A 12,927-nucleotide genomic window follows, 5' to 3' on the forward strand; every position below is an offset into this window, starting at 1 on the left:
TGAGTATAGAAAGAGTTGAGGTTAACGAACTTTGTTTCTATAACAAGACTATTCCTGTTATCTATGCTTGACTTTTGACTTTTTGAGGTACTCAATAAGCTTATTGAATCAGCTTTTTAGTTGACTCAGTAGCTTTTAGTATATAGAATAATAGAAACTTTATACTTTCGTTGCATAATGAGCGTTATTGGAGAAAGGAGGCTTAGAGAGGACTATATCTCTATTGGCTCATTCTTAGTTAATTATCGAAAGTACAATATTCATGAAAATAAAATCATTTATAGTAGACGCATTTACAACAGAACTTTTTAAAGGAAACCAAGCTGGAGTATGTTTATTAGAACAACCTATTTCTGAGGAAAAAATGATCCTTATCGCTAAAGAATTTGGTTTTTCAGAGACGGCATTCGTGATGCCTATTGAAGATAATAAATATAGTATTCGTTACTTCTCTCCTAAGATGGAGATTCCACTGTGTGGACACGCTACTATGGCTTCTGCCAAAGCACTTTTTAGTGGAGAAGAGCAGTTACATAAGATTATATTTAATACACACTCAGGCTATACAGTAGAAGTGCGCAAGCAAGGAGTGAATATAGAAATGTCTTTTCCGCTTCTAGAGGTAGAGAACACGACTTTATCAAAAGAGATAGTGGATGCACTAGGTATAAAAGAGGTGTTGAGCTGTGGATATAATAAAGAACATAATATCGTCATGGTAGAGATACAAGATGGTGTAGAACTAGCAGCCTTGTCTCCTGATTTTAATAGATTAAGAAATATTGATACTGGGATTAATGGAGTGGTAGTCACTGCGAGCTCTTGTATAGAGGGATATGATTATGAGTATAGATATTTTTGGCCTTGGTCAGGTACAGATGAAGATCCAGTGACTGGGGCTGTTCAGAGTTTTTTAGCACCGTATTGGTACATCAGATTAGACAAAAAGGTACTGAAAGCATTTCAGTGTTCTGAAAGAACTGGTAGTATGGAAGTAGAGTTGACAGAGGATAAAGTGATTATTAAGAGTTGTGCTGTTATCTTTAGTGAAGGAATAATTACAATATAGAAGACTATATATATGCGAATTACATTAAGAGAAGTAACAGCAGATAACTACTATGAAGTAGGTCTGCTAACGACTAATCAAGATGGTAAACCTACTTTTGATGAGGAGTATATCTGTGGCAATGCAGTATCTATAGCAGAGTCTAAGTTTTATCCTAATTTAGAGCCACAGGCTATTTATAGCGATGAAGAATTAATCGGTTTTATTATGTCAGGACCTTATGATCGTGACCAAGACAATTATTGGATTATGCGATTTATGATTGATTACCAACATCAAGGTAAGGGATATGGGAAGAAAGCGTTTGGAGCCTTTTTAGAACAAATGCGACTTAGAGAGGATATACAAAAGCTTTATCTCGGATTAGATGAGAGTAATCTGAGAGCGATCCAACTGTATACCTCTTGTGGCTTTGTGAATACAGGTGTAGTAAAAGATGGCGAACAGGTTTATGTACTTCATTTATCACAATAATCACTGTTCTCTATAACCATCCATAATAGAGCGAAATAGTTCTCCATTAGATGGAGGAGTAAGAATGATAGCATTTACCTTTTTTTGTGCTATATTTTGAAGTGATTCATTTGTTTTACCTCCAGTAGAGATTACAGCTATATTAGGGTAGTTTGTTTTAATATAATCTACTATTTTTAGAGTATCTGCTCCACCTGTCACATTAAAACAGCTTACCCCTGCTTCTATACGTGATTTAAAATCAAAATTAAGGGTTGATACGCTAGATATAATAGGAATATTGATATGCTTCTTTACTTCAGCGATATCTTCATTTTTAAACGGTTGATTGACTATGACTGCAGCGGCGCCTAAAGCTTCTGCTTTTTTAGCCATGGTAATGGCAAAGTCCCCTTGGGTAATACCTCCACCTATTCCACAAATAACAGGTTTCTTAGAAAACTCAATTAAGGTTTTAATAATATTCTGTGAGGGAGCAAATGGGTACACTGCAAGAATAGCATCTGCATCGTTATTTTCTATTAAGGCAATATCTGTTGAAAATAGAATAGACTTGACTTTCAGGTTGTTTAATACTAATCCTTTACACGACTCTATAAGGTGTAGGGGAGTAGGGAGTTTGACATGTGGACAAGGTCTTTTTTTCCAGAACATAAGGAAATCCAGTAGGCTTCTTTTGCGCCGATTATTCACCCAAATAGAACTTATATTATTTGTAGTAGTCATCACTATAGATTTAGAATTAACAAGACAAAGATTTGTTTTTATCCCTTTAGAAGAAGGTGGAGTGTAATTAAACTTTGAAGAATTGTAATCAAATCAGGTTTTTATGTAAGGAAGTAGGTAAGGTAAAGTGTTATAATGTCTAAATATTGATCTTTAGGCTAGGTAGATGAAGTAAATAGTAGTTGTTAGATGATTCTGTGTAGTTAATATTTCACACAAGTATTGTTTTGTATAAGAGTGAATGGGTAAAGAGATGAATCAGTATTTAGTCCGTTGTTTTGTTTAGAATAACGGACTCACTACGGACTCATAACGGACACAGTACGGACTCACCCCAAATCAATCTAGTTCAAAAATCTATAGAAACCAAGAGATAGATTATAGGGAGTATTTGTAAAAACTGGACTAGGTAGGTGTGTTATTATCAATATACATTTGTATCACAGAATAAGGCTTAGAATAGCAATTGAAATGATAGAATTTTAATTGGATTGGAGCTGCAAGAGGATAAACAATGAGTGCTATACAAATGGTTGACTTACAACGTCAATATGAAAAAATAAAGGAAGAAATAGATAAGGGAATTGAGCAAGTGATTAGAACGAGTACCTTTATCAATGGACCAGCTGTGAAGGAGTTTACAGATAATCTAGCAACCTATACAGGTGTGAAGCATGTGATCCCGTGTGCTAATGGTACAGATGCATTACAGATCGCCTTGATGGCATTAGGCTTGAAGCCAGGTGATGAAGTGATAACTCCATCCTTTACTTTTGTTGCAACGGTAGAAGTAGTTGCTCTATTAGGATTAACACCAGTATTCGTAGATGTAGATAAAGATACATTTACTATTAATAAAGAGAGCCTGGAGGCAGCGATAACTGAGAGAACGAAAGCTATTATACCTGTTCATCTGTATGGTCAATGTTCTAATATGGGAGAGATTATGCCAATAGCAGATAAGTATAATCTTGCAGTGATAGAGGATAACGCTCAGAGTATAGGAGGAAGTTATAAACAAGGAAGTACTTCTTATAAAACAGGAACAATGGGAACAATCAGTTGTATTTCTTTTTTTCCTTCTAAGAACTTAGGTGCTTATGGCGATGGTGGAGTGATTATGACTAATGATGATTCATTAGCTCATACTATGCGTAAGATTTGTAATCATGGTTCGGAGAGACGTTATTATCATGAAATAGTAGGAGTGAATAGTCGTTTAGACTCTATTCAAGCAGCAGTTTTAAATGTGAAATTAAAATATTTGGATGACTACTGCAATAAAAGGAGAGAAGCAGCTGCTTATTATAACCAAACTTTTAAGGCTAGTTCTAATATCATTACTCCTTATGTACCAGATTATAGTCACCATGTTTTTCATCAATATACGATGATTCTAGAAGGGGTGAATAGAGATGAGGTACATGAAGAACTAGCAAAGTTAGGCATTCCTAGTATGATATATTATCCTGTGCCTTGTCATGAACAAGAGATGTTTAAAACATTAAAAGATAGAGAATATAATTTACCTAATACAATGTATTTGACTTCTAGGGTATTGTCATTACCTATACATACGGAGTTGACTGAGGAAGAATTGATTTTCATAACAGAAGGAGTATTAAGTGTAATTGAAAAACTGAAGAAAAGATAAGATATATTGATAGTATTAAAGGTTCTGTGGCCGAGAGGATAGGCATGACTACGCAATGGTCATTAGATTGGTTCGAATCCAGTCAGAACCTCAATATAAGAGGGTAAACAAAAGGTTCTGTGGCCGAGAGGATAGGCATGACTACGCAATGGTCATTAGATTGGTTCGAATCCAGTCAGAACCTCAATATAAGAGGATAAACAAAAGGTTCTGTGGCCGAGAGGATAGGCATGACTACGCAATGGTCATTAGATTGGTTCGAATCCAGTCAGAACCTCAATATAAGAGGGTAAACAAAAGGTTCTGTGGCCGAGAGGATAGGCATGACTACGCAATAGTCATTAGATTGGTTCGAATCCAGTCAGAACCTCAATATAAGAGGGTAAACAAAAGGTTCTGTGGCCGAGAGGATAGGCATGACTACGCAATAGTCATTAGATTGGTTCGAATCCAGTCGGAACCTCAATATAAGAGGGTAAACAAAAGGTTCTGTGGCCGAGAGGATAGGCATGACTACGCAATGGTCATTAGATTGGTTCGAATCCAGTCAGAACCTCAACTCAGTAATAGAACTTGTTTTGTCAATTAGTGAATTAGTTATGTTGTTACTAGTACAATACTAGTTCTCTAATTATTGAATTTTACTTGTGGAATGAAGATGTATTTACTTAAAAACAGTTTACTAGCATAATCAAAATGATTTTTTCTTTACAACTTTATTATTACTAATCGCAAGTGAAGTTATGTACTTGACTACACTGTTGGGTAGTCAAGTACTCTTTTTAGATAAATATGGTATAGTACTTTATCTATTAAAACAATAATATCAATTTTAAAAATCAATATACTTATGAGAATACACAAAGAAGGAAAAGGATCTATCCTGATAGGAGTATGTACTTTTATCATGGTTAATATATTGTCTTATGAATTGATTAGTCCTCGTTTTTGGTTGTTACAATTAGCTATTTTTATAGTCACATTGATTCTTATAGCATTGGTTATTTCTTTCTTTAGAATCCCGTCAAGAGTGTTGATACAAGACGACAACTTGGTCTTAGCTCCTTGTGATGGAAAAGTGGTTGTAATAGAAGAAGTAGAAGCAGATGAGTATTTTAAAGATAAGCGTATTCAAGTTTCTATTTTTATGAGTGTCTTGAATGTTCATGTCAATAGAAATCCAATAGAAGGGGAGGTGTTATATAGTATGTATCACAAGGGAAAACACCTAGTGGCTTGGCATCCGAAGTCTTCAACAGCTAATGAACGTCATACTGTGGTGTATAAGCATAAAAGTGGAAGAGAGGTCTTGGCTAAACAGATAGCAGGTGCCTTAGCCAATCGTATTGTCAATTATCTTACGATAGGTAAGATTGCTAAACAAAGTGAGGAAATGGGATTTATTAAGTTCGGTTCTAGAGTTGATCTACTATTACCTTTAGATGCTAAGATTAAAGTAAAGTTAGGAGATATCGCTCAGAGTGGTATTACAACTATAGCAGAGTGGGAGTCGTGCTAGAAGTAGGGAGCAAGGAATAGGAGTAGCTTTCCTAGAATTAATCCTATGAGTAAAAGTATGCCAGTGTTTATCTTTTTGAAAAAAAGACTGATAGATAATATAGTGAGAGCGATTATAAAGTCGTTTTTATCCCTAATACTCTCTGAAGTTAGACTAATACAGACAGAAGCAATAAGAGCAATAGAGGTGATGTTCACTGCTTTTAGTATTAGCTGAAAAAGATTAGATCTCTTTAGGTAATGCACGATAGGAGTAATTAACAAAATCAAGAGGAATGAAGGGATAAATACTGCAATAGTAGAAAAAACAGCACCTGACCAACCTCCTATTTGATAACCAACGAAGGTTACTGAAGAAAAGACAGGGCCAGGTGTTATCTGACCTGCTGTAATAGCATCTATGAGTTGAGTTCTTGTCAGTAAACCTTTATGAACTAGTTCTGTTTCAATAAACGAAAATAAGACGTAACCACTTCCGTATAATACACTACCTATCTTTAAAAAGATCCAAAAGAGTTTTATATTCACATCAGCGTGATATCCCGTGTAAGGGATTGCTAATAAGGGGATAAAAGAAGGAAGGTGGTTTCTACTTACTCGGCAGTATGTATAGTATAATAGAGATAAGGCTAAAGTAAGTAATAGTAAGGTCATTTCGCTATACCCAGCTAAAGAAAGTACAAACACTCCACAAGTGAGTATTATCGATTTGGGTTTAGTGATAAATTGAGTCGTTAATTTAAATACAAGTAGAAGGATGATAATAGTGATGGAGGGCTTTAATCCATATAAATAGGTTTCTACTTCAGGAAGTTGTCCATATTGTTTATAAAAATAGGCTAGTATGCAAGTCAGTACTACTGCAGGAAATATGAAGCATATACCAGCGATAAACAGTCCTTTCCAGCCTCTGGTGGTGTAACCAATATGGATGGCAAGCTCTGTACTATTAGGTCCAGGGATTAGATGAGTGATACTAATTAATTCTAGAAATTCCTGTGGATTTAGCCATTTTCTCTTTTCAACTATTTCTCGTTGCATCATTGCAATATGTGCAGCGGGTCCACCAAAGCCTAAGCAACCCAGTTTAAAAAAGACTTTTGCCAATTCCTTTAATCCAATAGTATTGTTTTCCATAATGTACACGCTATAAGAGCAAAGGTGGATAATTTAATAGGAGTTTATCTGGTATATTTGAAAATAGAATGGTATGAGATTAAAGTTTCCTAAAGTTATTTGGTGTATAAGTAGTATGCTTTTTAAAATATTTAGTAAAGTGTGATGCATCTGTAAAATTGAGTTGTAAACTAATTTCATTGATAGAGAAATCTGTGTAGATTAATAATCTCTTTGCTTCTGCAATGATATGTTGCGCTAGTACTGCAGCAGCTGATAGTCCAATGTTTTTTTGGCAACTGGCATTTAGATTTTGAGGGGTGGTATGGAGGAGTTTAGCATAGTGATTTACTTTGTTGATTGGTGTGTGATCTATGTTTAATAAGTGTAGATAAGCACTGTATATACCTGATTTAAGAGGGAGTTGTTCTGTTATCGTAGAATTGCGTATTTTGATAAATAAAGCCTTGAGTAAAGCCTCTTGAGCAGTTTGATCTTCTTCTGTAAGTAGTAAGGCAAAGAGGAGATCAATGTTAGTATCTTCAGGTAAGTCTATTTGAGTCAGTTGGGTAATATCAAAAAAGAATTGTTTTAAAGTGCTGTCCATACACTGTAAAAAGAAGTCTCGTTTAATTAAAATTACATATCCAAAGGGTTCTGAAGTTATGTTCCAATAGTGAACTTGCTCCTTTTTTATGATAAATAGGTTGTGTGTACTAAGCCGGTATTGTTGTTCATCTATACAGTGGTATCCTGTTGTATTCTTTAGATATATGAGTTCAAAATAACCTTGGTGTTTATGCGGTTTTGTCGTTCTGATTTCTTTTTTAAATATGGCTATTTTGATTAATTTTTGTTCTTCTATTTTATTGTTGATTGGAATACTCATTTTGTGTTTACTTAGGTAATACAAGTATAATGAAAAAAACCTCTTTCTATTGGTTAGAAAGAGGTGAGTATAGTGAATTTCTTTTATTCTTATTTTACAAACTTATAGTAGCGTGCTCCTATTAGATGAGGTATTGCCGACTCGATATAGTCTATTACAAATTCATTATTAGCAGGCTGTATTGGTGTTTTTTGCTCTTTCTTATGAAGGGCGATATAAGTACTGAAGTCTATTGCTGTTGACTGTTTTAAAGTTTCGAAGATAGATACTTTAGGCATACCTTCTTGCCATGTACTTTGTACTTCGGCTTCGAATACTTTAGATTTAGATCCTGAACCATAAGCAATAAATCCTAGTGTAGTATCTACTAAACTTTCTTTTGTATCGTTAAAGTGAGATAGAGTAGATAGCAAACCTAAGAATATAGACCCTGTATAGATATTACCTACTTCACCAGAAGCTATCTCTGATGGGGCAATCTTATTATTAACCAATTCCATATACGCTTCTGACTTAGCAAATGCTTTGATCTGATCTTTTGCATCAGCAGCTGTTCTGTCTACTAGTTCAGGGTTCTCTTGTAATACTATTTCATGGAAAGTTCTACGTCCTTGGAAGCAATAAGGTAAATGCATTAGTACAGCCTTCCAATCTTGGTATACTTTCTGGTCTTTTTTATTGTTTAACTCTTTGAAGTGAGTGTACGCTTCTGTGATTCTATTGATATAGCATTCGTTAGAGTATTGTCCTTCGAATACAGGTTGATCTTTGTGTATAGAGATTTCTGCTTCTTCTATACCATGCCATGCCTCATTAGTAGAGTTTCCTGTGATGCTTTTTTTCTCTATCGAACGATGAGGTTTAAAGAAGTCAAATACACTTTCTGTAGCTACTCCAGTCTGCCCTGTGAAAGCTAACATACGAGGATTAGCACTAATTAATAAAGCTATAGCACCTGCACCTTGAGTGTATTCTCCTGTAGAAGCTAAGTCATACTTAGCGTAGTCTGTTGCGATAACAATAGCCTTCTTTGTCGGATTAGCTTTTATAAAGTCAATAGCATTCTGCATAGCATCTACTGCACCTATACAAGCGAAAGTATGATCTACAGCATCACAATTCCTAAAAGTACCTTGTCCATAGATTTGCTCTAATAATCCTAAGGTATAAGAAGCAATAGGTTTAGAGTTGTCTAATCCGCTCTCTGTACCTACGTATATTTTAGCAATGTCTTGAGGAGCGATAGCAGTATTGTCTTGTAGTAAGCTATACGCAGCATTAGCAGCCATTGTGATTACATCTTGGTAAGTATCTAATAAGGCCATCTTTTGTAAACCAAGCCCCTTAGTTAATTTGAGAGGTTCGATATTTCGCTCGATAGCTAATGTTTCTATAGGTAAGTGAATTTTAGGGATAAAGTATGCAATACTATCTATTCCGACTTTCATAATCTTTACTAATTTAAATGAAGGGTAAAATTAAAGTCATTTGTTAGAAATAACTAACTAAATTGAATAAAATTTATGTAATAATGCTATGTTATTGGTTTAATGTTATTAATACATGGTTTTTCTATTTATAAAAGATTATAGTATTTTTACGATATAGTTAATTTAGAAGAGATGAACAATTTATTCAATTTTGAAACAAATGTTAGCAATATTATCTTGAAGCGCGGATTTGAGTATTATGAGCAAGGGATGGTGAAGGATATTACTAAACTAGGTGATTATATCTACGAGGGTGAAGTAGAGGGGAATGATGATTATACTGTTGTTATAGAATTAGATAAATCACAGAGTATCAAAGATTATAATTGTGACTGTCCTTATGATGGAGCTGTCTGTAAACATGTTGTTGCTGTATTGTATCAATTGAGAGATGATATGACAATAGAGGTTGTACCAAAGAAAACAAAGAAGGTAAAAAGGATGAGTTTTAAAGATTTAGTCGAACAATTAAGCATAGAAGATTTAAGAGAGTTTATTTTTATAAGTGCGTGAATTCAAGTTATAAATGCAACAGTTGCTATTTTGTCTAATTTATCTGCAAAAACTTCATTAGGCGATTTAAAACCAAATCTCTTTCTTGGTCTATTGTTTAAAATATTTACAACTCTATCTATTTGTTGTTGTGTAATTAAATCGAAGTTACTCATTTTCGGGAAATATTGTCTGACTAAACCATTTAAATTTTCATTAGCGCCTCTTTCCCAACTGTGATAAGGTTTTGCAAAATAATAGGCAATCTGTAACGCATTAGCTATATTTTGATGGTTTGCAAACTCTTTTCCATTATCAGAAGTGATTGTATGTAGAAGAGGTTTGTAATCCTTTAATAGCTCTATTGTTTTAGCCTCTATCGCATGAGCTTGTTTAGATTCAACCTTCCCCATTAGTAAAATCCCTGTGGCTCTATCGTTAATAGTTAATAAGGCTCCATTATGATTTTTTCCTATTATCAAATCAATTTCTAAGTCTCCTATTCTTTCTTTTTTGTCAACAATACCAGGTCTTTCATCTATATCTAATCTGTTCGATATTACCCCTCTACTATCTTTATTGCTTCCTCTTTTACGATATTTTTTCCCTTTATTTCGTAGATGCTTATAAAGCTTTCCTCCTTGCTTTTTATCCTTCCAAATAAACTGATAAATACATTCTACTGAAACCATTTCTATCTTCTCTATTTTACATCTTCCTACTATTTGTTCAGGGCTATAATCTTTATTGAGCAGCGACAAAATGGTTGCTTTGACACTTTTATTTAAGCGTTTATGCTTAGGTTTTTCTTTATGACGAAGTGTTGTCTTTTTTTGAGCAAGATCGGCTTTATAAACACCGTTTCTACCATCTGAATTACGTTTAAGCTCTCTGCTAACAACTGATCTGTCTTTGCCTATATAATCACCTATTTCACTAAGTGATCTACCTAAATTTTTATATGCTTCTATTTTGTATCTTTGTTCTAACGTTAAATGTGACATCTTTTTGATTGTGTAGGAACTTCAAAAGTAGATGTTTTTTTTCGCCAACAGCGGGGAACATTTGCCCCATGGGGCAAATGTTCCCCGCTGTTCTTTTAAATGCTGTTGCATTTATTTGTTGAATCTAAGGTGCAAAAAAAGACGCAAGACTAAAAGTGTCTTTAGAAGCTTATTTTGTAGATAGGGATGATACAGTCGATATAAAAGAGAAGTATAAAGAGGTTTTTAGAAAAATAATTAAACAGCATACTTCACGAGGTTTTGTCAGTTATACAGAAACAAAAAAATTAAGTAAAGAATTAGAAATATACTTAGGTAGAGTAAATGAACTTATAGCTGAAAGAAATTATAGAGATGCGTGTAGTATAATACAAATATTTATAGAAGAAGCTATTGATGTGATTACCTTTTCTGATGATAGTAATGGATATTTTAGTGATTTAATCTTTAAAGCTATTGAAATATTGGATAGTATCATAGAAGCAGATATAACTATTGAGTTTAAAGAGTCTTTAATTTCATTCTTTGAAGAGGAATTAGCAAAAGAGGTTTATTTTGATTACGGAGATTTTGGTTATGAGTTATTAGGTTCTTTCGAATTATTGTGTTTGAAGATATTTAAGGAAGAATTTTACCTCACATTTTTAGATAAAAAGATAAAAGAAAGTAATTCTGAGGAATATAGAATAAGACATTTTACTAACGTTAGATTATCCTTTTTAGGAAAAATAGGAAGAGAAGAACAGTTGAATCAAGAGATGTTGGATAATATATCTATTCCAGAAGTTAGAAGAAACTTAGTTCAACGAGAGATGATGCATGGAGAGTATGAGAAAGCAAAAATATTACTTATTGAAGGAATAAAAATAGCAGAAGAATTAAAACATCCCGGAACTGTTAACCAATGGGAACTTATCTTATTAGAGATTGCAGAATCAGAAAAAGATGTTGAACGTATGCGTTATTTCTACAATAAACAAGTCTTTTTTGGTTGGCAAATCAATAAAACCTATTATAGTAAGTTAAAAGCAACATTTACAAAAGAAGAATGGACAGTAATCATCGAAGAAAAAATAGACAGTTTAATCAGTGAAGCTAAGAGTAAAGTGAAACAACACAGTATGTTTAATAGTAATCCATATGATGGTTTAGTTAATTCAGTAGGTGTTCTATATTCTTTAGAGGGGTATGTAGATAGGTTATTTGACTTGTTAAAAAAAGTAAGTAGATTAGATTTAGTATTGCCTTATCTAAAATACATTAAAAAAGAGTATACTGTTGATGTAATATTTGATGTTTTAAGACCTCTCATTGTTTTAGAAGCAGATAGAGCTAATAATCGTTCAGATTATAAGAATATTGGTAATCTATTAATTTCTCTTAAAAAGGAGTTTCCGCAAGCTGTAGGAATTATTGATTCTATCGTAGATGAGATGAAGAAGAAGTATCCTAAGAGACCTGCTATGCTAGATGAGTTTAATAAAGTTTAGAGTATTGAGATTTTATGTAGTAGAACCCACTTAAAAACCCTAATTTTGTATGAAATATCAAGATAATGAAAGAAGCAAAGAAAACGCAGAAGAAACTACACCCACGTAATAAACATCAGGATTTATATGACTTTGATAAGTTAAAACAAGTGGTGCCTGAGTTGGCAACTTTTATTATCAAGAACCCGTCAGGGGTAGATACAATTGACTTTGCAAAACCTGAAGCAGTGGTTTTATTGAATAAAGCCATACTGATGAAGGACTATAAGATGACGTATTGGGAAATGCCTAAGACGAATCTATGTCCACCTATCCCTGGGAGAGCCGATTATATCCACTATATAGCAGATCTACTGGCAGAGGGGAACAATGGAAAAGTACCTACAGGAAAGGGAGTAAAGATATTAGATCTTGGAATAGGAGCTAATGTGATATATCCTATTATAGGTGTGGCTGAGTATGGATGGGAATTTGTGGGGTCTGAAGTAGATGTAGTGTCTGTAAAGACAGCTAGTCATATCGTAGAGCACAACCCTCATCTAAAGAGTCATATCAGTATCCGTCAGCAACCTACTAAGCGAAATATATTAAAGAATATAATAGGAGAGAAAGAGTATTTCGATGTGGTGATTTGTAACCCTCCTTTCTTTAAGTCAAGAGCTGAGGTGTTGGCGAAGACAACACAAAAGTTGAGAAACCTAGGTAAAGAAGTGGTGGGTAAACCAGTACAGAACTTCAGTGGGCAGAACAATGAGTTGTGGTGTGATGGTGGAGAACTTGCCTTTATCACTAATTACATTTATGAGAGTAAGCATTTTAAAAGACAGGCAGTATGGTTCACCACTTTAGTGTCTAATAAAGATAACCTTAAACCTCTGCAATCACTATTAAAACGAAGTGAAACTAAAGAGGTTCGTATTATAAATATGGAGCAAGGAAATAAGATAAGCCGCATTTTGGCGTGGAGATATTAATAATAAAGGATGCTTATACAGCATCCTTTGT

General features: G+C 33.9%; 12 protein-coding genes and 6 tRNA genes. 13 read left to right on the forward strand and 5 right to left on the reverse strand.

Features of this window, described 5'->3' with window-relative positions; translation table 11 throughout:
• Nucleotides 1-262 precede the first annotated feature (262 nt).
• Together E0Z07_RS11565 and E0Z07_RS11570 are read left to right on the forward strand one after the other, a co-directional pair.
• A complete protein-coding gene (locus E0Z07_RS11565; RefSeq protein ID WP_006259255.1) occupies nucleotides 263-1,069 on the forward strand; it encodes a PhzF family phenazine biosynthesis protein in 807 nt (268 codons plus the stop codon).
• A 12-nt stretch (nucleotides 1,070-1,081) separates the two neighbouring features.
• On the forward strand, nucleotides 1,082-1,543 hold the full coding sequence (locus tag E0Z07_RS11570) for a GNAT family N-acetyltransferase (protein WP_006259254.1): 462 nt from the start codon (nucleotides 1,082-1,084) through the stop codon (nucleotides 1,541-1,543).
• Here E0Z07_RS11570 and E0Z07_RS11575 read toward each other — a convergent pair whose 3' ends face one another.
• Nucleotides 1,544-2,269, reverse strand: coding sequence for a beta/alpha barrel domain-containing protein (locus tag E0Z07_RS11575; RefSeq protein ID WP_006259253.1), 726 nt, complete (start codon nucleotides 2,267-2,269; stop codon nucleotides 1,544-1,546). It abuts the gene before it with no gap.
• A 529-nt stretch (nucleotides 2,270-2,798) separates the two neighbouring features.
• Between E0Z07_RS11575 and E0Z07_RS11580 the strand changes: the two genes are divergently transcribed.
• The 8 genes from E0Z07_RS11580 (at nucleotide 2,799) to E0Z07_RS11585 (ending at nucleotide 5,442) form a co-directional block, all read left to right on the forward strand.
• The gene (locus E0Z07_RS11580; protein WP_006259252.1) at nucleotides 2,799-3,923 is read left to right on the forward strand and encodes a DegT/DnrJ/EryC1/StrS family aminotransferase; all 1,125 of its coding nucleotides are present in this window, start codon (nucleotides 2,799-2,801) and stop codon (nucleotides 3,921-3,923) included.
• A gap of 20 nt (nucleotides 3,924-3,943) precedes the next feature.
• A tRNA-Cys gene (locus tag E0Z07_RS18030) sits at nucleotides 3,944-4,014 on the forward strand.
• Between the two features lie 22 nt (nucleotides 4,015-4,036).
• A tRNA-Cys gene (locus E0Z07_RS18035) sits at nucleotides 4,037-4,107 on the forward strand.
• Nucleotides 4,108-4,129: 22 nt separating this feature from the next.
• A tRNA-Cys gene (locus tag E0Z07_RS18040) sits at nucleotides 4,130-4,200 on the forward strand.
• A 22-nt stretch (nucleotides 4,201-4,222) separates the two neighbouring features.
• A tRNA-Cys gene (locus E0Z07_RS18045) sits at nucleotides 4,223-4,293 on the forward strand.
• 22 nt (nucleotides 4,294-4,315) lie between these two features.
• Nucleotides 4,316-4,386 (forward strand) — tRNA-Cys (locus E0Z07_RS18050).
• Between the two features lie 22 nt (nucleotides 4,387-4,408).
• A tRNA-Cys gene (locus tag E0Z07_RS18055) sits at nucleotides 4,409-4,479 on the forward strand.
• A 294-nt stretch (nucleotides 4,480-4,773) separates the two neighbouring features.
• Entirely contained in the window at nucleotides 4,774-5,442 is a 669-nt protein-coding gene (locus tag E0Z07_RS11585) for a phosphatidylserine decarboxylase family protein (RefSeq protein WP_006259251.1), read from the forward strand.
• Here the strand turns inward: E0Z07_RS11585 and chrA are convergent.
• From chrA to E0Z07_RS11600, 3 genes are all read right to left on the reverse strand, one after another.
• Nucleotides 5,439-6,578, reverse strand: a complete 1,140-nt coding sequence (gene chrA, locus E0Z07_RS11590) for a chromate efflux transporter (RefSeq protein ID WP_006259250.1) — start codon at nucleotides 6,576-6,578, stop codon at nucleotides 5,439-5,441. The two genes, E0Z07_RS11585 and chrA, sit on opposite strands and share 4 nt — an antisense overlap.
• A 79-nt stretch (nucleotides 6,579-6,657) precedes the next feature.
• On the reverse strand, nucleotides 6,658-7,446 hold the full coding sequence (locus E0Z07_RS11595; RefSeq protein WP_131540772.1) for an AraC family transcriptional regulator: 789 nt from the start codon (nucleotides 7,444-7,446) through the stop codon (nucleotides 6,658-6,660).
• Between the two features lie 89 nt (nucleotides 7,447-7,535).
• Complete coding sequence (locus E0Z07_RS11600) at nucleotides 7,536-8,894, reverse strand: hydroxymethylglutaryl-CoA synthase family protein (protein ID WP_131540773.1); 1,359 nt, start codon at nucleotides 8,892-8,894, stop codon at nucleotides 7,536-7,538.
• A gap of 174 nt (nucleotides 8,895-9,068) precedes the next feature.
• Between E0Z07_RS11600 and E0Z07_RS11605 the strand changes: the two genes are divergently transcribed.
• A complete protein-coding gene (locus E0Z07_RS11605) occupies nucleotides 9,069-9,449 on the forward strand; it encodes an SWIM zinc finger family protein (RefSeq protein ID WP_233445960.1) in 381 nt (126 codons plus the stop codon).
• A gap of 2 nt (nucleotides 9,450-9,451) precedes the next feature.
• On the opposite strand, the gene E0Z07_RS11610 is transcribed toward E0Z07_RS11605, so the two are convergent.
• On the reverse strand, nucleotides 9,452-10,432 hold the full coding sequence (locus E0Z07_RS11610; protein WP_039328002.1) for an IS30 family transposase: 981 nt from the start codon (nucleotides 10,430-10,432) through the stop codon (nucleotides 9,452-9,454).
• Between the two features lie 155 nt (nucleotides 10,433-10,587).
• Here E0Z07_RS11610 and E0Z07_RS11615 point away from each other — a divergent pair, with 155 nt between their 5' ends.
• Nucleotides 10,588-11,922: a hypothetical protein gene (locus E0Z07_RS11615; RefSeq protein WP_233445961.1), complete on the forward strand. Its 1,335-nt coding sequence runs from the start codon at nucleotides 10,588-10,590 to the stop codon at nucleotides 11,920-11,922.
• A gap of 65 nt (nucleotides 11,923-11,987) precedes the next feature.
• The gene (rlmF, locus tag E0Z07_RS11620; RefSeq protein WP_006259246.1) at nucleotides 11,988-12,896 is read left to right on the forward strand and encodes a 23S rRNA (adenine(1618)-N(6))-methyltransferase RlmF; all 909 of its coding nucleotides are present in this window, start codon (nucleotides 11,988-11,990) and stop codon (nucleotides 12,894-12,896) included.
• The last annotated feature ends 31 nt before the right edge of the window (nucleotides 12,897-12,927 follow it).

Source organism: Myroides odoratimimus (genome assembly GCF_004337635.1).
In the GTDB taxonomy this organism is placed as follows: domain Bacteria; phylum Bacteroidota; class Bacteroidia; order Flavobacteriales; family Flavobacteriaceae; genus Flavobacterium; species Flavobacterium odoratimimum.